Annotated in this window: 22 protein-coding genes and 1 riboswitch; of the genes, 11 read left to right on the plus strand and 11 right to left on the minus strand. The window is 46.5% G+C overall.

The features are described 5' to 3' along the window. Positions 1–183: 183 nt before the first annotated feature. A complete protein-coding gene (locus BAZ21_RS27730) occupies positions 184–594 on the plus strand; it encodes a YmaF family protein (RefSeq protein ID WP_084011541.1) in 411 nt (136 codons plus the stop codon). A gap of 297 nt (positions 595–891) precedes the next feature. Continuing rightward, positions 892–1,344 carry an SRPBCC family protein gene (locus BAZ21_RS07850; protein WP_068498739.1) on the plus strand — a complete coding sequence of 151 codons (453 nt, stop codon included), beginning with the start codon at positions 892–894 and terminating at the stop codon, positions 1,342–1,344. An 81-nt stretch (positions 1,345–1,425) separates the two neighbouring features. Here the strand turns inward: BAZ21_RS07850 and BAZ21_RS07855 are convergent, their stop codons facing one another. The 5 genes from BAZ21_RS07855 to BAZ21_RS07875 all read right to left on the minus strand — a co-directional run bounded on the left by BAZ21_RS07855 (position 1,426) and on the right by BAZ21_RS07875 (position 6,084). Next, positions 1,426–2,916 (minus strand): oligosaccharide flippase family protein, encoded by a 1,491-nt coding sequence (locus BAZ21_RS07855; protein WP_256020103.1) that lies wholly within the window; start codon positions 2,914–2,916, stop codon positions 1,426–1,428. 88 nt (positions 2,917–3,004) lie between these two features. Then, positions 3,005–4,129 carry an amidase domain-containing protein gene (locus BAZ21_RS07860; RefSeq protein ID WP_068498742.1) on the minus strand — a complete coding sequence of 375 codons (1,125 nt, stop codon included), beginning with the start codon at positions 4,127–4,129 and terminating at the stop codon, positions 3,005–3,007. Between the two features lie 35 nt (positions 4,130–4,164). Then, a complete protein-coding gene (locus BAZ21_RS07865; RefSeq protein WP_256020106.1) occupies positions 4,165–4,815 on the minus strand; it encodes a class F sortase in 651 nt (216 codons plus the stop codon). Positions 4,816–4,864: 49 nt separating this feature from the next. Beyond that, positions 4,865–5,176: a hypothetical protein gene (locus tag BAZ21_RS07870; RefSeq protein WP_068498744.1), complete on the minus strand. Its 312-nt coding sequence runs from the start codon at positions 5,174–5,176 to the stop codon at positions 4,865–4,867. 116 nt (positions 5,177–5,292) lie between these two features. Continuing rightward, positions 5,293–6,084, minus strand: a complete 792-nt coding sequence (locus BAZ21_RS07875; protein WP_068498746.1) for a polysaccharide deacetylase family protein — start codon at positions 6,082–6,084, stop codon at positions 5,293–5,295. 323 nt (positions 6,085–6,407) lie between these two features. On the opposite strand from BAZ21_RS07875, the gene BAZ21_RS28900 reads away from it, so the two are divergent. From BAZ21_RS28900 to BAZ21_RS07910, 7 genes are all read left to right on the plus strand, one after another. Continuing rightward, a complete protein-coding gene (locus BAZ21_RS28900; RefSeq protein WP_176718118.1) occupies positions 6,408–6,593 on the plus strand; it encodes a hypothetical protein in 186 nt (61 codons plus the stop codon). A 221-nt stretch (positions 6,594–6,814) separates the two neighbouring features. Next, positions 6,815–7,780 carry a carbohydrate ABC transporter permease gene (locus BAZ21_RS07885; RefSeq protein ID WP_068499032.1) on the plus strand — a complete coding sequence of 322 codons (966 nt, stop codon included), beginning with the start codon at positions 6,815–6,817 and terminating at the stop codon, positions 7,778–7,780. After that, the gene (locus tag BAZ21_RS07890) at positions 7,777–8,598 is read left to right on the plus strand and encodes a carbohydrate ABC transporter permease (RefSeq protein ID WP_068498750.1); all 822 of its coding nucleotides are present in this window, start codon (positions 7,777–7,779) and stop codon (positions 8,596–8,598) included. The genes BAZ21_RS07885 and BAZ21_RS07890 overlap by 4 nt, the downstream gene beginning before the upstream one ends. A 142-nt stretch (positions 8,599–8,740) precedes the next feature. Continuing rightward, the gene (locus BAZ21_RS07895) at positions 8,741–10,108 is read left to right on the plus strand and encodes an ABC transporter substrate-binding protein (RefSeq protein WP_068499034.1); all 1,368 of its coding nucleotides are present in this window, start codon (positions 8,741–8,743) and stop codon (positions 10,106–10,108) included. A gap of 258 nt (positions 10,109–10,366) precedes the next feature. After that, positions 10,367–10,951 carry a TetR/AcrR family transcriptional regulator gene (locus tag BAZ21_RS07900; RefSeq protein WP_068498753.1) on the plus strand — a complete coding sequence of 195 codons (585 nt, stop codon included), beginning with the start codon at positions 10,367–10,369 and terminating at the stop codon, positions 10,949–10,951. Positions 10,952–10,973: 22 nt separating this feature from the next. Beyond that, positions 10,974–12,338 (plus strand): HlyD family secretion protein, encoded by a 1,365-nt coding sequence (locus tag BAZ21_RS07905; protein WP_068498754.1) that lies wholly within the window; start codon positions 10,974–10,976, stop codon positions 12,336–12,338. Position 12,339: 1 nt separating this feature from the next. Continuing rightward, a complete protein-coding gene (locus BAZ21_RS07910; RefSeq protein ID WP_068498757.1) occupies positions 12,340–13,563 on the plus strand; it encodes an ABC transporter permease in 1,224 nt (407 codons plus the stop codon). A 65-nt stretch (positions 13,564–13,628) separates the two neighbouring features. Here the strand turns inward: BAZ21_RS07910 and BAZ21_RS07915 are convergent, their stop codons facing one another. After that, positions 13,629–15,557, minus strand: coding sequence for a glycine betaine ABC transporter substrate-binding protein (locus BAZ21_RS07915; RefSeq protein ID WP_084011542.1), 1,929 nt, complete (start codon positions 15,555–15,557; stop codon positions 13,629–13,631). Next, the gene (locus BAZ21_RS07920) at positions 15,532–16,755 is read right to left on the minus strand and encodes a quaternary amine ABC transporter ATP-binding protein (RefSeq protein WP_068499036.1); all 1,224 of its coding nucleotides are present in this window, start codon (positions 16,753–16,755) and stop codon (positions 15,532–15,534) included. The genes BAZ21_RS07915 and BAZ21_RS07920 overlap by 26 nt, the downstream gene beginning before the upstream one ends. Before the next feature lie 425 nt (positions 16,756–17,180). Here BAZ21_RS07920 and BAZ21_RS07925 point away from each other — a divergent pair, with 425 nt between their 5' ends. Both BAZ21_RS07925 and BAZ21_RS07930 read left to right on the plus strand, forming a co-directional pair. Further along, complete coding sequence (locus BAZ21_RS07925; protein ID WP_068498759.1) at positions 17,181–17,744, plus strand: GbsR/MarR family transcriptional regulator; 564 nt, start codon at positions 17,181–17,183, stop codon at positions 17,742–17,744. Between the two features lie 196 nt (positions 17,745–17,940). Next, positions 17,941–19,422, plus strand: a complete 1,482-nt coding sequence (locus tag BAZ21_RS07930) for a carboxylesterase/lipase family protein (protein ID WP_068498761.1) — start codon at positions 17,941–17,943, stop codon at positions 19,420–19,422. A 127-nt stretch (positions 19,423–19,549) separates the two neighbouring features. Here BAZ21_RS07930 and BAZ21_RS07935 read toward each other — a convergent pair whose 3' ends face one another. The 4 genes from BAZ21_RS07935 to BAZ21_RS07950 all read right to left on the minus strand — a co-directional run bounded on the left by BAZ21_RS07935 (position 19,550) and on the right by BAZ21_RS07950 (position 24,774). Further along, positions 19,550–21,580, minus strand: a complete 2,031-nt coding sequence (locus BAZ21_RS07935; RefSeq protein ID WP_068498763.1) for a methyl-accepting chemotaxis protein — start codon at positions 21,578–21,580, stop codon at positions 19,550–19,552. 242 nt (positions 21,581–21,822) lie between these two features. Next, complete coding sequence (locus tag BAZ21_RS07940) at positions 21,823–22,770, minus strand: DMT family transporter (protein WP_068498764.1); 948 nt, start codon at positions 22,768–22,770, stop codon at positions 21,823–21,825. 171 nt (positions 22,771–22,941) lie between these two features. Beyond that, positions 22,942–23,086: riboswitch (FMN riboswitch) on the minus strand. 76 nt (positions 23,087–23,162) lie between these two features. Continuing rightward, complete coding sequence (locus BAZ21_RS07945; protein ID WP_068498767.1) at positions 23,163–23,858, minus strand: ABC transporter permease; 696 nt, start codon at positions 23,856–23,858, stop codon at positions 23,163–23,165. Beyond that, entirely contained in the window at positions 23,851–24,774 is a 924-nt protein-coding gene (locus tag BAZ21_RS07950; protein ID WP_068498769.1) for an ABC transporter ATP-binding protein, read from the minus strand. The genes BAZ21_RS07945 and BAZ21_RS07950 overlap by 8 nt, the downstream gene beginning before the upstream one ends. Positions 24,775–24,828: the final 54 nt, after the last annotated feature.

A 24,828-nucleotide genomic window follows, 5' to 3' on the forward strand; every position in this document is an offset into this window, starting at 1 on the left:
TGACTCTCTTTCAACTTGTTTGTTCAAGTTACTAAACGGAATAGCTTTTTGAAATGTTGCACTCGAATGAAAAAAGCCTTATTTCACAAAAATCTAGGTAATACGCCAATATTTTGTTTAGATTGAGCATTTACACTACCTCTTTCATAGTATGTAGCAGTTGATGAGGAGAGGAGGTTGCTGATGGAAATACCAGTAACAGGTTTTGTTGTACATTCCGGTGATTCTGACTCTGACCATTCGCATAGGCTTTTTATTACTTCGTGGGACGGTAGACCCGTTAATAATGATCACGTGCATCCTTTTAAGGGGACTACATCATTTGATGTGGGACACTGCCACCATTACTGTGGAGTAACAAAGCCGGCTCCAAGTGGTGTTCCGCATGTTCATCATTATTATGCGGAAACATCATGTAACGAGCAACATAAGCATCTTATTAAAGGAACAACAGGACCAGCCATTCCCTTGCCAAGAGGTGGCCATTACCACCGTTTTGAAGGATGTACCACAGTAAACGGTAGCATTCCTCACGTTCATAAGTACGGTGGAAGTACTGGAAATGAGGAAGAATGCCGACCTCAACCGTATTGAAAAACCCATCCTCCAATATACCAATCGCACAACATGGACGGCATGATGTGAAAATGACAAAAGCCCTTGTTGTAGCAAGGGATTAGGAGATGTTAACTCTGATCAGATTTTTTTGAGGCTCTCATGAGTTCGTTGAACTTTTGAGCAGCCTTTTTTCTTTGGTTTGATTACATGCCAATAAGACGGCTCATCCAAAATAAAAAATGTAATGAGTGGCTTTTTTTATCCTACATCTTTATGGGTATAATGTTGTAGTGAGGATCAAAATGCTGTTGGACTGAAGGGATTGAAGATGAAATGACACTACCTGTTTCTTTGCCGGATATTTCACAAAGGCCGCATCATCTGACGGTGGAACGAAAAATGGAGGCGTCACCTGTTGTCCTGTATCAAGCGTGGACCAAGCAGTTCGACCAATGGTTTGCAGCTCCAGGGACAGTCATCATGGAGGCCCGAGTGAATACGGCCTTCTTTTTCGAAACGCATTTTGAGGGGAAACGCCATCCGCATTACGGAAGGTTTCTAAGACTTGAACCAGATCGCCTTATCGAACTGACCTGGGTTACTGGGGAAGGGGGCACAAAGGGGTATGAAACGGTGCTCACCGTTGAGCTTAAACTCAACGGAAATGGCACACAGCTTCGCCTAACGCACGCAGGTTTTCCAGATACAAATTCGAGGGACCAACATGAGCAGGCATGGCCAATGGTACTTGATCAGCTCGACAAGAAGATGATGACCAATAGCTGATTAGAAATCTGAAAGCTAATAATATTATCAAATAGAAAAAAAGGCTTCTCACGAGTTCAATAAACTGGTGGGAGGCCTTGTCTAGTCTTCGAAAACGCTCTTTAATCGTACTTTCAAATACAAGGCACACCATAAGCAGTAATGAAGGATCTCGACAATAATTTGGACCGTCTCCGGCCAGTCCAATGAGGACAACGACTTGGAACACAGCGTAACCATAATCAGAATGGCTTCGAAAACAAGAATGTCCACTAACAGTATAATGATTATGCGGGAATTAATTCGCTGAAAAAGCTTCAGGGCTTTGAAATTCCAGGCCATCGCGATCCATTCGAGCATAATGATTCCAAGGGACATGCCGGCATATCCAAGCCCGGGAACAGCAACTAGGGAATAAAGAATAATGAAGTTGACAAGGACTCCTGTGCCAAGGCCAATAAAGGGAGTTTTCTTTCGATTTTGTGCCCATAAGATGCTTGTTGTGATTTCCCGCAATCCGACGAATAACGGTAGCATTGCCAATGATTTAATGGGAATTTCGGCATGTTGTATACCAAAAACAAATAGGGAAATTTCGGAGGCATATTCAAAAATGAAAAACCCTGAGGCTAATCCCCAGACCCATGCTATCTGAAGGGCGGTATGGCTTTTTTTGTAGAAGACGTTATATTCCTTATTTTGCCAATCTGTAGTTATTTTCATCGTGAGCGTATGTGTTAGCGAGCCCGTAATCAAAGTAGGCATATAAGCGACCACAAGAGCGATACCCGTGACAATACCGAACATCTCCGCTGCTTCTTTGGGAGAAACCCCGGCAACCTGTAATCGTTGAGGGATGATGATCGCATCCATAAAGTCGGAAGCCGGGATAAGCAAGCGTGTAAGTGCAATAGCAAATGAAGCTTGTACCACCAAAGGTAGATCTGTTCGAGTTGATGGGGGAGACAAAGCTACAGAGGGACGATTATACATAAAAAAAGCTGAAAGCATAGCAAAGGCTAACAATGCGCCTGTAAAGGTTCCAAGTACTGCTCCGCCTACAGCAGACTCAATGCCGGATTGAATAAATAATGGCACCAGCCACATTAAAGTACCAATCCTAATGGTCTGTTCTATGATTTCCGAAAGAGCAATTGCGGTGTATTTCTCAAGCCCTTGCAAATATCCGCGTAGCAGACTTAGCAAGGGAACTGCCAGTATTGCAGGGGAGAGACATCGAATCACAAAATCGAGCTGTGGATAACCGAGCAAAGAAGCAATCGGCTTTGAAAGCCAAAAGGTTAAGACACTGCATGCCAATCCCGTGAGCATCAGGAATATAGAAAAAATTTTGAACAAACGCCAGCCTCTTGCAGTATGCTTAGCTGTAAACATACCCAAAGCTGTCGGCAGTCCCCCTGAAATAATCATCAATATTAAGCTATAGAAGGAGTAGGCTAGCTGATAAAGACCCATTCCTTCGGCTCCAACAAGTCGCGTCATAAATACTTTTCCAACCAAACCGATGGCTTTCACAACAATCATCGCATTAGCTCTCACCATGGTTTGTTTTAATAAAAGAGGTAATTTCAAATTATTTTCACCCCATTAGAAGCTGTCCATATTATTCCTATGACAGCATCCTCCGGGATATGAACAAGTGTGACAGGTCATTTAATGTTTAATCTTGTATATGAATCAACAAATACTTGGTATTTTTATCCCATCCCAAGTCGAAGGGGACTCTGTAACGGTCCGCGGTATGGGAGTTGACTAAAGGAAAGCCACGCTGATCAAATCCAACTACTATAGAGAAATGGTCAACATCTCCTTTTAATACGTAAGCAATTAAATCACCTGGCATCAGTTGGGGTTTATCAAGCTGCTGCTGCCGTTCATTGACCGATTGGACAATATCGGAAAAGCTTCCTTGCCCTATAATCTTGCCATAGCCGGAGCGTATCAGAAAATTTTTAAATGCGTCCGTTTGAACCCAGGCTTGGCTTCCTCCGTGGCCATACAAGTAATGCCATCCTGATTTCATAGACAGTCCTCCGCCTTCCTCTGCGTCCCCGATCACTTGAGAAGAGAAGTTGGTACAGTCGCCTCCTTTGGAGTTATAATCCAGATATTTTTGATTATATCGTTGACCATTACCTGCCCCCCATGTCGTTCCTGCATACTTGTTCGCATAGTCAACGGCGCGGGCTCTGTTGTATTTATGAATAACCCTCTCTGGTGTTGGTGGATCTTTATGGGAAGTGAAAAACAAGTCGGATTTTTCAATTTTCTTTGCATTTTCTTCCAGAGGATCTGAATACCATTCACGTTCCACGTACCAACGACTGTCTTTTTTTCTCAGTGTAATGCCATGACGAGTTCCAATCCCAAAATCATGCCGACCGGGATAGTTATCGATATACTCATAACTCAATTTCAAGGACTGAACAAGAGACACTTTTGCCGTATCGCCCAACACTACAGCACGAGCTACCCGAATGGAACTTTCCGCATTCACAAATTTCATTTTACGATGCTTGGCCCATTCTTGAATGTATTCGGCCCTGTTTATTTCATGAAGGTACGCGTAGTTGCTTCGTTTATCTGTTAACAAGTAATGGTCCTCAATATGCGTTTTATCCTGATCCATCAACAACCGAGTGCGGTCTTCAAACAATTCTTGAAGGAAGGGGACAACGTTATCCTGTTTAGCTGGCTCGGCTTGTGCACGAAATAAAGAGAAGCTGCAAGCGGGAATCAATATTAAGGTCATGCACAGCAATTGTAATTTTGTGATTCTAAGCACAGTTATTCATTCTCCTTGAAAATGATTGGGTTGTCCTAGTTTTGAACCGTAAGTTTCTCACAAGCTGAATTCATGTGTGCTAATTTGGTAAAGACGACCAGTCTTCCTTCATGCTCCTTCTTGCTTCGACTGTAGCGTCCGGCACAGGTAATCAAGTTTAAACGGTGTTCTTCAGTAGGGCCAAAAATCGTTTGAATCGGTGCTTGGGGGGTTAGATAAAATTTTACCGACTCCACCACAAACTGAAGCTTACAACCGTCACCGCCAGTCACATACACGTAATCCCCCCTTTTCAGTTTTTTAAGAGGATAAAAAACTGCTGGACCCGTGTATGTATCAACATGTCCGTCCATAATTGCATTACCTGCCGCTCCTGGCAATATACCAGTAGATAAATAACCTACTCGATCCGTGTTACCCGGAACGCCCATCTGTCCATTTTCTAGGTAGGTAACCGGTTCTATAATCGAATGAATACGAACCGCAGGAATATCAATTTTATGTGGAATGATCCCTGGAAAAGGTTTATTTTTAACCTGTAATGGCTTCGTCACTTTAGTTTGTTGAATTTCAGGTTTAGCCGGAGCGTGGGTGGAGTTGCCTTGATGTTCAGCCGAAGACGAACAGCTTGTACTACCCAGCAAAATCAATAACATTATGATACGAATACTCCACTTTTTGTTCATATGAAGAAAGAGAGAGGGTTTACAAGCCAACCCCCTCCTTTTGCCCTCCCTAATTCATTTGCTCGCTTGCGCCACCAAATCCGGTTTTGGGTAATTTAGTAGCCTTCGCTTTCATACTTTTGGCATGAATGCTTTTTCCTCCAATGATTTTGCCAGGCGCAGCTTTATGTGCATGTAGCTTGTGGACTTTCTCATGTTTGCTCTTGGCGTGCAGCTTGTGTTCATGTTTGGCATGAGCCTTAACCTTATGTTGGTGTACTTTGTGCTCATGCTTTTCTGTTGCGGGTGCAGATGCAGATACCATGGAACCTGCTGACAGAAATACAGCCAGGGACGCTACAGCCAATATTGCTTTCTTCATGTTATTGCCTCCTTGAGATAGTTGGTAATTCTCTATTATATTTTCCGTACGAAGAACGTTTTATGTAGCCAATAATTTCATAGGGGGAAATTGTCTTGGGATTTATTCCTATGAAATTATTTATTCACTTCAATAAGTCCTTCGGGCGTCTTACGATTGGCAAGCAGTTCGGATACGGTGACGAAGGTAAACCCTCTTTTTTTCAGCTCAGGTAAAATGATTTTGAGGGCTTCAACGGTTTGTGTACTTTTATATACATAATCGTGCATGAGGACGATATCGCCGTTCCGGGCGTTGCGGAGCACTTTATTAGCGATGCGGTGTACGCCGGGTCTTCGCCAATCCAGGGTGTCCTGGTGCCAGGACCATAAAATCATTTTCAGCCCTTTTTCTTTAGATAGTTTGACGAGCGAGTCGGTATAGGAACCACCCGGTGGACGGAAAAGATGGGTTTCTGTACCCGTTGCTTGAACGATGCTGGCTTGGCCCTGATCCATTTCAGACAGAGCTTTGTTACGGGAAATACGATGGAAGGATGAATGATGGAAGGTATGGTTGCCGACATCATGTCCTTCTTCTCGTTCCCGTTTCACAATGTGAGGGAGTTTTTCTACACGGCTGCCGACGACAAAAAAGGTCGCTTTGGCGTCATATTGCTTGAGCAAATCCAGAATGGCCGGCGTTTTGATCTCATCCGGTCCATCGTCGAAGGTGAGGGCAATCACCTTGCGAGAGGTAGGAACTTCCCATACGATGTCCCCTCGTTCTTCATAATAGGCTCTTCCTTTTGTAGGAGCAGGGGAGGCATACGATGCGGCCTGTGTAGTATTGGTATAGGGTGTGGGGCAAAAGCTGGCACAGAACAAGGCAACAGCGACACTTGTAGACAGTAATCGGTTATATTTCATCAGGCATCTTCTCCGTTCTGACGTTTTCTCACATTAGCTTGCCAAGAAGGTACACATACCATTCCTCGTTTGCGAAATTTATCTGCTTTTAGATTCCTTTTAATTCCTGTTTGAATATGTAAAATAAATACGTAAAACCTCCAAATTTGTGAATAGCCGACTATCGGCATATTAACGAATTTGGAGGTTTTTTTGTCAGGAACTGAATGCGTTGTGCGTCAGCTCAGCAGTATCATCACTAGCAGCGTGTACAGTACCAACGGTAGAATGACATTGCTGTAGGTATAGGGACGGTAAGGGGGTGGAGTGCCTGGGGAAGGCGAATGATACGGCTGAGGAATCCTTATATACAGATGATCGGCGTCCATGTGAACAATCGTTCCTTCATACACATGATGATCTATCGTTTGGACCCGGACGGTTTGATTGAGGTGTGGTTTGAGCCTTTGATGCAGGTGCTGGCGAGCCTTGACAAGCTTTGTCTGGAATTCCGGTTTGGCTTGATATAACGTTTGTGGACTAACGGTACTGTAGGACATTTGCCTCTAACCTCCATACCATGTAATGATGCATCGTATGCAGGAGTCTATGTCGTTGTGCTTATACCTATGGGATCTTTTTTTACAAAGAGGAGAAAAATTTACAGTATACACCAGTCAACTTGATGATCCCTTTACATCAAAACGATACACTTACTGAGGTTGGTTTGAAGAGAAAGGGGCGTTTCGTTTTGAGTGAGCTTAACAAATCGATGGGACTTGGGACGAGAAGCCGGCATCTGGCTTCCTCTAAGGACCACATACGCACAGGTTCGCTAAAAATTCAGAGAATGCGCGAAAATGCGCTGGCGTATACCTTTTTGGCTCCGTCGCTCATCTTATTTGCTGTATTTATGTTTTATCCGATGTTGAAGTCAGTTTATCTCAGCCTGCATTCCACAGATCCAGCAGGAAATGTTGCAGCTTATGTAGGTTTAGACAATTTTATTGTACTTTTCAGTTCCGGTCAGTTTCTGCAAGGGATCAAGGTCACGCTTCTGTTCGCGCTATTGACGGTTCCGGTAGGTATTTTATTGGCGCTCGTGCTGGCTGCACTGACCCATAGTAAACTGCGAGGGATGCGCATTTTCCAGTTCGCGTTTTCACTACCGATGGTGCTATCGGTCGGTTCATCCGCCGTCATTTGGAAGTTTCTTTTTCATCCGACACTCGGGATGTTCAACTACGTGCTTTCCCTGTTACATATCAATCCGGTTCCATGGCTGACCAGCCCTGACTGGGCGCTGTTCTCGGTAGCCATCATGACCATTTGGATGAATCTAGGCTTCAATTACATTATTTTATCCAGCGGACTGCAAGGGATTCCGGACGACATGTATGAAAGTGCCAAAATGGATGGGGCCGGTCCGCTGGTCACGTTCTGGCGTATTTCCATGCCATTGCTATCGCCAACGATCTTTTTTGTGACGGTAGTCTCCATTATCGGGGCCTTTCAGTCCTTCGCGCAAATTAACATTTTGACCAAGGGCGGGCCGGTGAACAGTACGAATGTGTTTGTATACTCCATTTATCAGGAGGCCTTCGTTAATTTCCGATTTGGCACGGGAAGCGCACAGGCGATCGTATTGTTTGTCGTCATTCTGCTGCTTACGATGATTCAGTTCAAATGGGTGGAAGGAAAGGTGCATTACCAATGAAGGGACGCCTTAATTCAACGTTGCTGTATGTACTGCTTACGATTGCGGCTGCTCTGATTTTATATCCGGTTATCTATACTTTTTTTATGGCGATAATGTCGCCTGAGGAAGCGAGCACCTATCCGCCGCACTTTATTCCGCATTCCTTTCATTGGGCCAATTTTACCGACGTGTTTGAAATCGTTCCAATAGCGACTTTTATCGGCAACACCTTTCTCATTTCGGGCCTGACGATGATCGGTCAGCTCATTACGGCCAGTCTGGCAGCCTATGCCTTTGCCAAAATGGAGTTTAAGGGAAAAAACTTTATTTTCAGCATGTTTGTAGCCACCATGATGATCCCTTGGGAAGTGACCATTATTCCGAATTACCTGACGGTACGCAGCTGGAACTGGCTTGATACGTATCAGGGGCTGACGGTCCCATTTTTGGCAACAGCCTTCGGGACATTCCTGTTAAGACAATTTTTTCTCCAGCTTCCCAAGGAGCTGTTCGAGGCTGCCCGCATGGACGGGTGTGGACATATCCGTTACTTTCTGTTCCATGTGCTTCCACTATCGCGCCCGGCGCTCGGAACACTGGCTGTATATTCGTTTCTGAACATGTACAATTCGTATCTGTGGCCTTTACTGATTACGAATAGCGAAAATATGCGTACCGTACAGATTGGCATTTCCATGCTTGAATTTCAGGAATCCACTTCATGGAATCTGGTGTTTGCGGGCACTGCACTTGTCATTTTACCGTCACTGCTCCTGCTGGTCTTTGGACTAAAGCAACTGGTACGCGGGATGGCCGCGGGTGCGCTGAAAGGCTGATCAAGCTCATATTAAGCTTCTTATCCAAAGTTAATAGCAACACCTGCGCAAGCAGCCTATATACAAAGCTTGATCACAAAATAGTCTCGTAAAAGATTGCCGTATTCGAGAATGATTTAATCCAAGGGAGAGAAGAGAGATGATGAGATTTGTTCGTCTGAAAAGTGCCTTGACCCTGCTTATTCTGACTGCAATGGTGGTTGCAGCAGGTTGTAGCAACAATACGGCGGCAGAAAAGCCGGGGAATGACAGTAATGCAGGGGCTGCAGCGGGTTCTCCAGTCAAGCTGACCTGGTGGCATTCGATGTCCGGTAACGGTGAAAAAGCGATCAAACAGATCGCGGCTGACTTTAACGCCAGCCACAAGGACATTCAGGTGGAGCCCGTATACCAGGGCAAATATGATGACAGCCTGAACAAGCTGAAAGCGTCGCTTGGTTCCAACAGCGGCCCGGACATCATTCAGGTATATGAAATCGGCAGCAAATTCATGATCGACTCCAAAATGATCACGCCTGTACAACAATTTATTGATGCAGACAAGTTCGATCTGTCTCAGCTTGAGCCGAATATTACGCGATACTATACGATTGATGGTAAATTGAACGCCATGCCGTTCAACACGTCAAACCCGATTTTGTACTACAACAAGGATGCGTTCAAAGCGGCGGGACTTGACCCGGCCAATCCTCCAAAAACCTATGATGAATTCGAAAAGGCTGCCAAAGCCTTGAGCAAGGATGGTAAATCCGGTGCATCCATCGCCATCTATGGCTGGTTTATGGAGCAATTGTTTGCCAATCAGAATGCGGATTATGTGAATAATGGCAACGGACGCAATCAGGCTGCAACGGAATCACTGCTGAATTCGGATGCAGGTGTGAAAACCCTGACGTGGTGGAAGAAAATGATGGATGAAAAGGTTGTATCCAATCTGGGACGTAACTCGGATGATACTGCCAAAGCCTTTTCCGCAGGACAAATTGCGATGACTCTGGATTCCACTGCTTCACTGCGTAATATTGTGGAGCAGGTTGGCGATAAATTCGAAGTAGGTACGGGATTCTTGCCCAGAGCAACTGAAGCTAAAGAAGGTGGCGTCGTTGTAGGTGGTGCGAGCTTGTACATTATGAACAACAAGCCTGAAGCCCAGCAAAAGGCAGCTTGGGAATTCATTAAATTCGTCACTTCTCCGGCCGTACAGGCACAATGGAGTGTGAATACCGGATACTTCCCGATCACCAAAGCGGCTTATAATGAGCAGGTGCTCAAAGACAATATGGTCAAATACCCGCAATTCCAGACGGCGGTTGACCAACTGCATGCATCGGCGCAATCTACCGCTACACAAGGTGCTGTGATGGGTGTATTCCCGGAAGCGCGTCAAATTGTTGAAGGTGCAATCGAGGCCGTTCTGAGCGGCCAGCAACAGCCAAAACAGGCATTGGATCAGGCGGCGCAGGAGATTACAGGCAAAATTGCACAATACAATCAAACGGTCAAAAAATAATCGGCCTTCCCTTAAAAGCGACGGGTAAACTGTAATACGTCCCCTTTATCGGCCGCTTTTATAAAATAACGGATTGAATGAGTGACCCTCTCACTGATTCAATCCGTTTTTTACGTTGTTTTCTTTTTAGAACGACCGTTTAGACGAATTGTCTAAAATGAATGATTTGCATTTTTCCTATTGCTGGATAACTAAAAGTGGGTTTATAATAAATACATAATTTTTGTACTGGACGGTCAGTTCAAAGAAGGAGGAAGCATGAAACAGCAGACAAAGGAAATTATTTTTAACGGCGCACTCAAGGCTTTTTCCGAACGAGGTTTTAATGAAACGAATATGGAGGAGATCGCCAAGGTATGTGGCATTGCCAAAGGAACCCTGTACTATAATTTTAAAAATAAGCAAGAATTGTACATCTACATCTTGAAGATGGGGATGGAACGTTTTGTCCGGGATATCCATGAAGCGATGGCTCAAACTCCCAAGGATCAGGTAGAACTAAGGATTCGCAAGCTGATCCAGGTACATATTGAGTTTATTGGGAGAGAGCCGGACTTTTGCCGTCTGCTGGTCAGCAAAGGATGGGTTTCGCAAGAGCAGCATTTTAATATCAGGCAGGTGCTGGCTGACTATTTTGATTTTATGGAGGCAGAGATCGATTCCGGTAAGTTCTACGGGAAAATTTCGAGCAAGCTGGATGCAAAAACGACGGCAAATTGCCTGTTCGGTATTTACATTTTTATTCCGATGCGTTCGATGGTATGGGGCGAAACGATGAATTTGCAGGAAGTTCGTGAAAGTACTGAATTATTTGTATGTAATGCACTAGGCATTCATCATTAATAGACAGATGGAGTGATGGAACATGAAAGCTAAAAAATATACGATTTACGCCGTACTTATTATTTTAATCGCTGTAGGGATCTATGCCTTGACGGCTTTCCCACGGGGAGGCAGCAGCTTATCTGCGGATCAATCCTCTTCTATTCCCACCGCTTACGTAGAATCGGATACCCTTAATGCCAGCTTTAAGATGGCAGGACGCATTGACCAGATGTTTGTAAAAGAGGGCGATCAGGTGAAAAAGGGGCAGGTATTAGCCAAACTGGAAAGTCGTGAGCTGGAAGATAAAGTGAAGCAGGCACAGGCTGCACTGCTGGCAGCCAAGAGTAATGTGTCCAAAGCGAAAGCCAGTGTACTGCAGGCTCAAGCAGGAGTAGGCCAGGCACAGGCTACTGTGAGTGCAGCTCAGGCCAAGAAAAGCCAGGGATCAACAGCAGTCGGTGTAACTGCACAGGCTTCCTCCAGCCAGATTGAACAGGCACAAGCGGCTGCGGCTGCGGCTAAAGCCAAGCTGGATGCCCTCAAGAGCGGTGCAAGACCGCAGGAACTTGAGCAAGCCCAAGTAGCTGTGAAGGCAGCCAAGGAAACGCTGGATTTGACCGTTAAAAATCTGGAGCGTGCCAAAAAGCTCCAAGAAGCCGGAGCGGCAACACAGGCGTCATTGGATCAAGCGACACTGGACCATCAACAGGCTGAAGCCAAGTACAATTCGGCATCTCAACAGCTGAATATGGTACGTGAGGGAAGCCGCAAGGAGGAAATTACGGCGGCTGAAGCGCAGTACCGTCAGGCATTGGCTGCAGTGAAGGAAGCACAGGCAGGAGCAGGCAAAGTCGTTTTGCAGCAGGAAGATGTCAAAGCTGCACAGGCTTCGGTAGAGCAAGCGCAATCTGCTGTGAAGGCGGCGCAATCCACGGTGGAACAGGCACAATCTGCGGTTGCAGGTGCCAATGCACAGGTAGCACAAGCGGAAGCCGCGCTCCAGGAAGCACAAACCTACTTGAGCTACACCACACTGCGTGCGTCCGAGGATGGAATCGTGAAATCCAAATCACTTAGCTTGGGGGAAATGGCTAGTGCAGGGTTCCCGGTCTATACGATTGAAACTTCGACACAGCGTTGGGCTAAGTTCTATGTACCGGAAACATCTCTGAATGGTCTGCAAGCAGGGGATACCGTTCAAATTAAACTGCTGTCGGGTGGCAAGGAGCTGAAGGGTAAAGTGATTCTGTTGGAATCGGCTGCCGACTTCGCCATTCAAAAGCCGAGCCAAAGCTCCGGTGATAAGGATGTCCGTTCCTTTGGCGTTAAGGTAGCATTGCCGGATCTTGCTGCCTCGGTTCCAACAGGCTCTACGGTTCTGTTTACAGGCAAAGGGGCGCAATAGTATGCAGGATCAACAGGAAAGACTTCGTATCCGAGATGTATTTCGCGAGGAGTGGCTGAGCATCTTCCGGGATCGCCGCTTTATGGCAATTCTGCTGATTACGCCGATTGTGTATACGATACTGTTCGGCTTCCTGTATTCACATCAGCGGATTACCGAGATGCCTGTCACGGTATATGACGGAGATAACTCACAGCTCAGTCGCCAAATCATTCAGGCATTCGACGCGACAGATTCATTTGCCGTTACACGGCAAGCGACCAATCAGGAGGATGTTGTCCATCAGGTGGAGACCGGGGAAGCGAAGGTCGGGATCGTCATTCCCGACAATTTCACCACTCGGCTTAAGCATGGGGAGAACCCGCCGGTGCTAACTCTGATTGACGGCAGCAATATGATGTATTCCAATAGTGCCAGTCGGATCGCGAATCAGGTCATCAGTAGCGTAAGTGCCGGAGTATCTATCAATTCTATGAAGCAAAAGGGAATGAACGCCGATCAGGCTGCCTCAACGCTGAGTACGATCCCGTTCCGATCCAGAGTACTATTTAACCCGGTCTATGATTATAAGCTTTTCATGCCCTTAGGGGTTATTTCGGCGGCACTCCAGCAGTGCTTGCTGCTTGGTATTGCTTTATCCTGCACACGTGATAAGGAGACAGGAACGTGGGGGAGATTTGGCGCATGGAAAAATACTCCCTGGCGCTTGGCTATTGCCAAGCTGGCACCGTATTATGCGGCGGGAGCCTTCAATGTGCTGACTGTATTCAGTATCAGCGCGCTATGCTTTGATATTCCATTCAGGGGACAGGTTCTTCCGCTGATTTTGGTGTCGCTGGCCTTTAACTTTGCATTGTGTGGTTTAGGATTTCTATTCAGTCTTTTTTCCAAGACAAGAGTGGATGCCACTCAAACTCTGATGCTGATTGCTGTTCCTTCCTTTATGTTATCAGGCTATACGTGGCCGCTGGAAGCAATGCCTGGCTTCTTGCGGGGGATTGCCGAAATATTACCGCTGACGTATTATCTGGATGCTGTACGAAATATTACGCTCAAAGGACTGGATATCACATACGTCTTTAAGGATACGATTGCTTTGGGCGTCATTGGCTGTGTGAGTCTTCTGGTGTCCTTCGCTATCTATCCGCTGTTTTTTAGACAGCATCAGACGGCGGGGCAGCATGCTGATGTTCCCGCTCAAGAAGGTTTCACGCTTAAAGGCTGAAACTAACTCTTAATATTCCAAATATAAAAAGGCGGATCAGATGTTACTCCTGATCTGCCTTTTGGTTATAAATATATAAGTGTATTAAGCTTCCAGTCCAACAGGCCGTAGTCGTTCATGGCTTTGGCAGTCAGCTTCATCAAGCCAGCGCCGGGATCGGTACCGACAATGCGGTAGCCGACCTCCTTGCCAAAGCCCCCAGCGGTGGCAGAAGCTGGAGCCGAAGCAACTCCGTTGTCCTGCAAATCAGCAATCGATTTAACATTCATATAAGCTGGAACGACCAATCCGGTTTTAACACCGGTCATATTAGCACCCAGATCGTCAAGCTTATCCTTGTATTTAGCCCAGTAGTCCGCATGTGTCAACGGCAGCCATGCTGCTGGCGAAGCATCGACATCACCGCTGGCAACTCCCGTCCACATCGGGCCGGCTTCAACTTGCAATGCGGTTACTTTGTAACCCAGTTTATTTTCCAAAATATATTTTAGCAAATTCGTACTCGCGATTTCGGAATCCCAAGCCACATAACTCAGCTTAAAAGGGCTTCCATTGACAGGTTGCAGTCCTTGAGTCCATTCCTGCACCTTATCGGCATGCTTCTCTGCCCAATCTTTGGCAGCTTGCTCAGGACTGGTTCCGGCTTGAATGGCAACCATCATTTCACCCATATCTTCCGGAGTCCATTTGAAGCGTTTCAGGAATTCGTAAGCGACAGGGGCATCCTTCTGCAGTCCTTTACGTGCAATCGTATGAATACCCTCGGCTTCACCATAAGACTTTTTAGGGTCTTCCAAATATTTGAGATCATATTTGTTGAACATCCAGTGAGGAGTCCAGCCTGTAACAATGATCGGTTTTTTCGCTTTAATAGCTTTGTCCAGAGTTGCCGTCATGGCTGCACCGGAGCCTTCTACCAGCTTCCAATCGGATAAATTGTAGTCCTTAATCGCTTTGGCAGTTGATTTCATAATGCCTGCCCCGGCGTCAATACCGATAATCTTGTAATCGACCTCTTCGCCAACCGGATTGACGGCGGCGTTACCTTTCCCAGATGCGGAATGATCGGCTCCAACAAAATATTGTGATGCGCCGGCGATCAGAATGACGGCTGTAACCGCAGAGGCAATCCACACTTTTTGTTTGCCGGATACACGGCTTTTGCTTCTTTTCGCTGGCTTGATCAGGTTTTGCGTGAAACGGTCAAGCACAATAGCCAGAACAACGACAGCCAGGCCGGCTTCAAAACCTTTACCGATTTGCAGCTGTGTCACAGCACGGTACACAACCGCACCGATGCCTTCCGCACCGATCATGGAAGCAATAACCACCATGGACAGTGACAGCATAATCGTCTGATTAATACCAGCCATCAGAGTAGGCAATGCCAGTGGAAGCTGCACTTTGAACAGCTTTTGCGCTGATGTTGAACCGAATGCGTCAGAGGCTTCAATCAGCTCACCCGACACCTGCATAATCCCCAAATTCGTCATGCGAATGGTCGGCGGGATGGCAAAGATGACCGAGGCGATTACGCCCGGTACAACACCAAGGCTAAAAAAGGTAACCGCAGGGAGCAAGTACACGAATGCGGGCATTGTCTGCATAAAATCAAGCAAAGGCGTGATTATGCGTGACGCCGATTTACTGTATGCACACCAGATTCCGATGGGAATCCCGACAATAATGGATATGAGCGCAGACGTGATGACCAGTCCGAGCGTGTTCATCGTTTCGCTCCAATAGCCCAGATTGTCAATCAGCAGGAAGCCGATGACGGTAAACAGCGTAAGCTGAACCCGACCGATCATAAAGGCGATAATCCCGATGATTACGATAAACACCAGCGGGTGTGGAAGCATGAACAGGCCTGAGAAAAAGCCTACTACCGCTTCAATAACGGAAGAAATAACATTAAATAATCCTGCCAGATGAATACCCATCCAGTCTACAATGGATTGAATCCACTCAGCGATTGGCAGTTTCGGTATCATGAGCATTCACCTCCTTTGTAGTGGATACATCTCCACTAAGTGCGCCCAGTAAAGCTCCACGGACGATAACGCCCAGCAGCTTTTGCTTATCATCGACGACAGCCAGTGGAACCTTGGACGAGCTAGTAATTTCAAACAAATCGTTAATGACGGTATCGGCAGCAACCTGCGGCCCGTCTGTCATCAAAATATCTTCAATCTTCAAATTGTTGCGCAGTGCATGAACAGCATCCTCGGCGTTAATAACACCCAGGAGCTTTTTGGCACGGTCAATGACGAACAGGTTGGAAATCCCGCGTTCCCGCATCAATTCCAGAGCAACACGTGGACCACGATCCATGGTAATTGTTTCTGGACGAAGCATGACATGGGCGGCCGTCAATACCTTGGACAGATCCACATCCTCGACGAAGCGCGCTACATATGAGTTAGCCGGTTGGATCATGATTTCTTCCGGTGTACCGATTTGTACAACCGCCCCGTCCCGCATCAATGCAATCCGGTCACCGATCCGAAGCGCTTCATCCAGATCATGGGTGATAAAAACAATTGTTTTCTTCATTTTATCTTGAAGCTCCAGCAGCTCATCCTGCATGTCGCGGCGAATGAGAGGGTCCAATGCGCTGAACGCTTCGTCCATCAGGAGCACTTCAGGGTCGTTAGCCAGTGCCCGTGCCAGACCGACACGCTGCTGCATACCGCCACTCAGCTCATCCGGCATTTTATCGCCCCAATTTTTAAGACCCACCAGCTCCAGCGCTTGCTGTGCCTTTTCCTGGCGCGACACTTTTTCTACCTTTTGAATTTCAAGGCCGTATTCTACATTTTCCAATACAGTCCGATGTGGAAACAGTGCGAATTTTTGAAAAACCATGCTGATGGTTTTACGGCGAACCTCGCGGAGTTGTTCTTTGTTCATCTTACGGAGATCCTTGCCGTGGACAAGTATTTCACCTGCGGTAGGCTCAATCAAGCGATTTAGCATTCGCACCAAGGTGGACTTGCCACTGCCTGATAGACCCATAATCACAAATATTTCGCCCTGCTTAATCTCCATATTGGCTCTATTGACACCAACAGTAATTTGTTTCTCTTTGGCCAGCCTTTCCTTACCCCAGCCTTGCTCCAGGAGCGGAACACCTTGCTCTGCGTGAGGACCAAAGAGTTTGCTGACATTTTTGACTTCCAAAATCGTCATACATACACCTCTTCTTTCTATACTTTGCTTGGTATTAACCCCGTGTTGCATGATGGATTGGGTATAAAAAATCATAATTCCGAGCATCCTGAACGGTTAATGACAAAATTAATTGTAACAGAAGCTTCGTTTATTTTTCAAACGAAAAAACTGTTTGTAAAGTACGTACAGAAAAAACTGTACAAAATTTACTCCGAAATGCTCCTTCGTTCTTTAGAATGCTCAAACATTCGGAACTTTACAACCGATAGTGCTTTTTTTAAAATAGACAATGAAATATAACCATAAGAAAAAGAATTATAAATATCCATAATTTTGAAAATTAACTATCATTAGCAATTTTGCGAATTATGATTTTGAACGACCACGGGTGATTCGTTCATATTAAGTTGTGCAAAATGCTCTAAAATTAGGAGGTTGCAAGCATGAGCTTGTACCAGTTAGGTGATGAGCAGCAGGCTTCGCTGCAAAAAATTCGCAAACGTGTCATAGAAGCTATAGGTAAAAACATGGACTTGTATGGGATCACTCTGTCTGCGGGGCATTTGTACGGTTTGCTTTTTTTTGCGGATAAACCGATGACGCTGGATGAGATGGGCCGTGAAATGGAAATGAGTAAAACGAGCATGAGTACGGGTGTACGGACGCTATTGGATTTGAAAATGGTGAACAAGGTGTGGAGCAAAGGCTCGCGCAAGGACTTGTATGAAGTCGAATATGATTGGCATCAAACATTCACTGACTTCTTCGCTATTAAATGGAGAAAAGCGGTGGAAACGAATTTGCTGGTGCTGCGTAAAGCCATTGATGAGCTGAACAGGTTGATAGAGCAGGGTGGAGAATATGAGGAATTTAAGGCGATTCTCCAGCAAGACCGTCTGAAAATGAAGCAGGCCGTAGCTTATTATAAGTGGTTAGACCGATTAATTGACTCTTTGGAGAGTGAAGAAATTTACAAGCTGATTCCGAAGGAAGAAGTACAAGATTAATTGCCTTTGTCCTATCCTGTCTGCAACATGCCGGAGCGCCAAAAGCGCTTCCGGTTTTTTTGTGTTTCACTTTAAAATGGATGGATTGGCTTCACTCGATTTTTGGTTTGTCCCTCTGCACAAGGTATAATAGAGAATATGTAAGGATTGATATTGTCCGTTTGTGTTGAACATACGAGATAAAGGAGGGTTGATGATGGAGAATATTACAGTACATACCCGTCTAGGTCAGTTGCGTGGGGAGTCGGGGGACGGATATCATTCATGGAAAGGTATCCCATATGCCCAGCCTCCTGTTGGAGAACTGCGTTTTCACGCACCTCAGCCTTTGAAGCCTTGGGAGGGTGTGCGGGCTGCGACGAGGTTTGGGCCGATCTGTCCGCAACCTATGCCATCAGCAGACAGTATGACCGGGAATCTGGCAGAACCGCCTGCGCAGTCGGAGGATTGTTTGTACCTGAACGTGTGGACACCAGCTTCAGAGGCTCCTGTGGAGGGACGTCCGGTGATGGTGTGGATTCACGGGGGAGCCTTCGTCACCGGGTCTGGAATTATTCCTTTATATGATGGGGCGCGAATGGCTCAAAAGGGTGATATTGTCGTCGTTACGATCAATTATCGGCTGGGGCCGTTAGGATTTTTGCATCTGACTCCACGTGGAGATGGTCTGACCTCTAATGCGGGGCTGCTGGATCAAATTGCTGCGCTGGAATGGATCAGGGACCACATCGCCGCCTTTGGCGGTAACCCGGATGAGGTAACGGTGTTCGGTGAATCGTCGGGTGCGATGAGTATTGCCACTTTATTGGCGATGCCGACTGCTGAAGGTTTGTTCCAGCGCGCGATCTTGCAGAGCGGTGCTTCGCAGGTGCTGCCTACTCCGCAGGCAGAGCAAATAGCAGCTGTGTATCTGCAGCAATTGGGTGTGGACACTCAACATCCAGAACGGTTGTTTACACTGCCGACGGATGCCCTGATGCTTGCGATGGCGAAGACGCATGAAGTGATCGGACCGGGTATGGCGATGATTTACCAGCCCGTGGTGGACGGTGTGACTTTGCCTAACGAGCCTCTGACTGCGATTGCACAAGGAGCAGCGAAGCAGGTAAGTGTTCTGATCGGAACAAACTTGCATGAGGGTGACTATTTCATCCGTAAAGAATCCCATCTTATGGACAAAAAGACAGCGTGTTTCGCATTGGAAATGATGACGGGTATGCCGGATATCGCCGAGGTGACAGAACCTTTTCCTGTTACGATTGAGGGTCAGGCGCAAATGCTGACCGATCTGATTTTTTGGCGTCCTGCCTTAGCTCTCGCGGCTGCACAGTCAGCATACGCGCCGGTATGGATGTATCGTTTTGACTGGACATTTCAGGAGCATCCAACCTTTAGCAAGGCAGTTCATGGCGCGGAAATTGCGTTTGTTTTCGATAATCTGGAGCTACTGGGCAAGCTCGCATTAGATATTCAACCGTCGATGCGGACGTTGGCTCAGGATATGCAGCAGGCATGGGTGACTTTTGCATGTACTGGAAGGCCTGTGCTACCAGAAAGGGAATGGCCGGCGTATGACAGGGAAAAACGCGCTACGACCCTTTTTCATGAGAATATCACTGTGGAGTATGACCCGGAAGGGGATAAACGGCGTCAGTTAACGGGGCAGATGGATATATAAGCAAGTAACAACTTCATTTAACCCGTTTAATAAAAAAAGCCCTCGCTTGTAATGAGGGACTGACCTTGTTAGTGAGACAGGGTTCAATCCCTCGTATACGGACGAAGGCTTGTTTTTAATGTGGAAGTTAAATTTTAAATCGCTTCACGAGTTCTTGCAAATCCTGTGCCATCCTGGACAGCTCCTGGGACGAAGAAGCGATTTCCTCCATGGCCGCCATCTGCTCCTGAGCAGCAGCGGATGTAGTCTGTGAACTGTCCGCCGAACTGCGGGACAGACTTGCCAGATGGGTCACGGTAGCCGAAACTTCTTCCGTGCTGGCCGAGATTTCTTCAGCGGCAGCGGATACGCTTTGAATTTGTTCCACGATATGAGAGGTGGAGCGCTCAATATTTGCGAAAGCACCTTCTGCATCCTTGCTGATGCGCAATCCTTCGCCCACCTGGTTACGAACATTGCCGTTCATTGTAGCGGTAGAGCGTTGAATCAGATCCAGCATCTGCGTAATAATCTGACTGATGGAATCGGCGCTTTCCTTGGATTGCTCCGACAGCTTGCGTACTTCTACTGCGACCACGGCAAATCCACGCCCGGCTTCGCCTGCTCTGGAAGCCTCAATGGATGCATTCAGAGACAACAAGTTCGTTTGCTTGGCAATGGCAGCAATAGCGCTATTCATCTGCTTCGCATCGTCGGAGAGCTGTGACAGCTCATCCATCAGGCTAGCCGTTTGACTTACAGCTTCCAGAATACGGTCCATCTGTGTCCGCACATTGCTGATCATTTTGCTGCCTTGAGCAACATCATGCTCGGTTTGTCCTGCGGAATCCACGATGGAGCTTGCCGATTCCGCAATGGTGCCGACACCTCTGGCCATTTCTTCAACGGCATTGGCGGTTTGCTCAGAAGCCTCGGCGCTGGTGGCTGCATTTTCGGCGGATTCCATGACGGTTTCCGCGACATGCTGTACCGATTCGGTCGTTTGCTCCGTGCTTTCCTTGATCATCAGGGAAGAGGAAGCAAGTCGGGAGGACGTTTGATTAACCTCGGAGACCATCGTATGCAAGGCATGTGTCATCTGGTCAAAATTCTGGGCCAGCTCGCCGAATTCATCCTTACTGGACAGATTAACACGTTCAGTCAGATTTCCATCACGGACGATACGTGTCCCTGCTTGCAGCTTGCGCAGCGGAATCAGGAATGAACGAATCATCAGGAAAATAATGATAGCAGCAACCAGTACGGATATGGCGATAACGATGAGGCTTTGTTTCAAAATCGGTTGAGCAGCATCACTGTAATCCTCCAGATCCGACAGTGCGATTATGTTCCACCCGGTGACAGAGTCCCTGAGTGTAAAGGCCAGCACGTCTCTATTCATAAATTGAATTTGTGATATGGAAGGAGTATCATTTTCAGCGTTTTTCTCCACTTCGGGAAGTCCCTTAATGGTGTCTGCCGGTTTTTTTCCTGAATTGTTAAAGGCTGCTCCAGCTCCAGACACAATTTTATGATTAGAATCAACAATAAAGAGTCCCCCGCGTTCGCCAATCTTAACGGACTGGAGGTTTTGACTCATTTTGTCCAGACTCAAAGAGAGGGCAATAGCTCCTTGACCGTCCTCCAGCGTTTTTGATAAATTAACCACTAAATTTCCTGTCGTGACGCTGACAGCTGGAACACTGACGGATACTTTGTCCTTTTCCTGCATCGCATTTTTGTACCATTTTCTCTCCCTTGGATCATAATCGGCCTCCTTTTTTTTCGGCGTACGAATGTATTGTCCTTTCGCATTGCCGAGGAGCGCAGCATCCAACTCGGGATGAGCCTTGACGATGACATTCAATTTTTTCTGAAGGGCATCTTCGTCGGCAGCAATGGAATCAGATTTGATTTCAGTGGCCAGCACGTCCACATCCTTCATAATAGGCGATACATACTGATTGACATTGCTTCGAATCAGATACAGATTCGTGGACACAGAACTGCCCATTTGCTGACTGAGTTGCGTTGTAGCACCTTGATAAGAAAAGTATCCAATAAGTGCACTTGGAATCAATAAGACAGCCAAAAAAGCTACAATCAATCTTGTTCTCATTAAATAAAACTGTCTGAGAAATCTGGCCCACCACGGAATTGTTTGTTTTGCTTTAGTCATAGTTGTTCTCCTCTGTGTCTGATGATCACTACATTGTTTTATTCGACAAAAAGCAGTTGATTTTATAGATGTAATCTATGGCAAACGAGGAATAGTTGCATGTTTTAGCTGTTTTTATTTAAAAATAGTTCAAAAGTATCATATTATGTATTAATACTTATACATAAAAAACCAAATCGGAGACGCAAAAGCATCATCGCGATTTGGCTTAAGTTAGTGATGAAATGGATATGATGAACCTGTTAGTTTTTTTGCTGACGTGAAATCATAAACAGCGTAATCCAGATAAGCATAAAACCAGTCAGTTGTGCTATGGTAACAATTTGCTGGAATGCGATCCAGTTAATTACGACACCGACCATGGGAAAGCTCAATTCCGCCATGGTGGCATAAGATGCTTTGGTCGTGCTCAATCCCTTGTAATACAGCAGCAGGCTGAGAAGACCCGGCAGCAGCGCCTGCAATAACAGATTGATAATCACGGCTGCGCCCGCCCATGTACCAGCAGGCATATTCCATGGCGCATGTTCCACAGAGGTGAGGACAATCAGCATAGGGAGCGCCACCATGAAGCGCAGGGAGGTTACCGTCTCATATTTCATCGAGCGAAGCAAATAGCTTCCCATAACAGTGGAGCCGCCCCATAGTACCGCTGCTCCCAGTGCCAGCAGACTGCCGACCTGGACAAAATCATGGGCATGCCCAAAGGGGAGCGACCAGCCGAAGGTAAGAAGATACGTCCCCAACAAAGCGATAACAATTAAAAATCCAAAATTACGCGGCAGCATTTCCTTCAAAATAATACGTGCCAAAATAATTGCGACCAACGGTTGCAGCTTTTGGAGTAACAGAACGGCATTCAAATCACCGTTGCTGAGTGCCATGGTGAAAATCACGCTGGCCAGAGCTGATCCGCCCCACGAGACGAACAAAATAGCAAAAACCTGACGAAGCCTTACTGTCTTAAGCTCCTCGCGGTGCTTCCACAGGATCGGTGCCAAAGCAATAAAAAGCAGCACGTGCTCCATCAGTACAATTTGGGCTGAGGTGAATGATTTTAACAAAATAATACGAAACAGTGGGTCAGCACCCCACAAGGCTGCTCCAATCGCGACTAGCCAAAAACCGCTTTTCATGTGAGAGCTGCGATCAAAGCTCTTGGAAGTTAGTACAGTTGATGATTGACTCATATTCAATTAGCTCCTTGCGAATACAGGACCGGTGGCACAAAAAACCCCGTCCATGACGAAAGCCATGCAAGACGGGGGTTGATCAAATAAACTTGCCGCTTTACAGAAGTTAAATGAAGGCTGCCGCCCAACTAATCTCGCAGCACTCATTACTTCACGGCATGTTTATGCTTCGATCTTCTTCCATCCGGACTTTACCGTCGGCTTTGGCATCTCACCAAATCAGTCCGTATCCTGTTGCCAGATACAGAGTCGCGGGCTTAGCTCCATGAGCCATACCGCCGGTTGGGAATCACACCCTACCCCGAAGATCCTTATTCCGTTTTTTTAATTTCTCCTATAGGATATACCCGTTTTAGAATGAAGTCCAGTGAAAAATGTGTGTACTTATTTTACGAGGCAATATCCTTATACTCAATGCGGCGGATCGCTGCATAAGCGACAAGCATTCCCAGCACAGAAAAGCCAATTTGTACGAGGGCAATGGAGCTAAGCGTAGAGCCGTTATTATTAGAGAAAAGCAATGCTACAATCAGGATCGAGGTCACAATGGTTGTGGGTACAGAATATTTTCGCATTCCCATATACAGTGGAACCAATCCCATAAAGCTGGTGGCAACGGCATTCATCAGCGTCCGCACAGACTGCTGGCCCAATACAGCAAGAGTAAGCTGATCCGGTACAATAACAACAAACTGGTTCAGCAGATGAATGGCAGCCGTAATGACAATTTCCGATATAATTATGGACAGGAACGTAAACAGCAGCACGACCAAGAGTTTGGCAATCATCAGCTTTTTGCGGTGAATGGGGTACATGAACAAGATGGTAATCGACTTGGACTTGAATTCACCTACAATAAAGCGACACAGCAAAACAGAGGCAAATATGATAAAGGTGGCTCTGACAAAGTTGTCTATGAGATCCAGAAGCTGAGTGTACCGTGTAAATTCGGGCACTCCTTCACTTTGGCTGTCCAGCGCAATGAGGCAGATCAGCCCAAGAATACAGGCATTGGCGATCAGGGCTGAACGGATATATCCCGCCAGATGAAATTTTTTCAGCTCCAGCTGCATCAATTTAAGCATGGAGTTCACCTCCATTTAGCAGACGCAAAAAGTAGTCTTCCAGCGTACTGTTTTTCTGATGAATGGAATCGACCTCAACATCATTGATAATAAGGGTTTTCGTAATTTGCTTTTGCGGTACACTTGTATCGTAAATACGTACACTTTGCTCGTTCAGCACCCGAATGTTACTCAGATTCAGATGATGGGAAAGGACGTAGACTGCTTTTTTGCAATCGTTGGTTGAAAATTCGATGTACTCGGTATTGGTTTCCCGCACCTGTTCCATCGACACTTCCTCAACCAGCCGCCCGTGATTAATGACGCCCACTGTATCTGCAATCTGCTCAATTTCCGCTAAAATATGACTGGACACGAGCAGGGTCATCCCGTATTCCTTGCACAGCATGTGGAATAACTGGCGAATTTCCTTGATTCCCACCGGGTCCAGACCATTAATCGGTTCATCCAATATCAGCAGCTCCGGCTTGGTAGCAATGGCTCGGGCGATCCCAAGACGCTGCTTCATCCCCAGGGAAAAATCCTTTACCGGCTTGTCACCCGCGTTGCGCAAGTTCACTAGCTCCAGTGCATCCTGAACAGCCTGCTTGTTATAATAGCCCATGTATTCACAGTGCAGCTCCAGATTTTGCTGGGCTGTCAGCCTGTCATAAAAAATCGGGTATTCAATAATCGAACCCATCCGTCCGAGTAGATGGTACGATTTTGGCGTTAATTTTTCACCGAACAATTCAATCTCACCTGATGTCGGCTTGAGCAGATTGGTAATCATTTTCATCATCGTCGTTTTGCCCGCTCCATTGGGACCGAGAAAGCCGTAGGTTTCCCCCTTTCGGACATTCATACTGACCCCTGCTACAATTTCATTGCCCTTCAGGGCTTTGGTCAGCTGATGTGTACGTAATATGTAAGTCATGGGTGTTCTCCCTTCGTGTACTGTTGATGATTCAAGAATAAAGGGTGAAATATT

This window comes from Paenibacillus kribbensis (assembly GCF_001705305.1).
Classification (GTDB): domain Bacteria; phylum Bacillota; class Bacilli; order Paenibacillales; family Paenibacillaceae; genus Paenibacillus; species Paenibacillus kribbensis_B.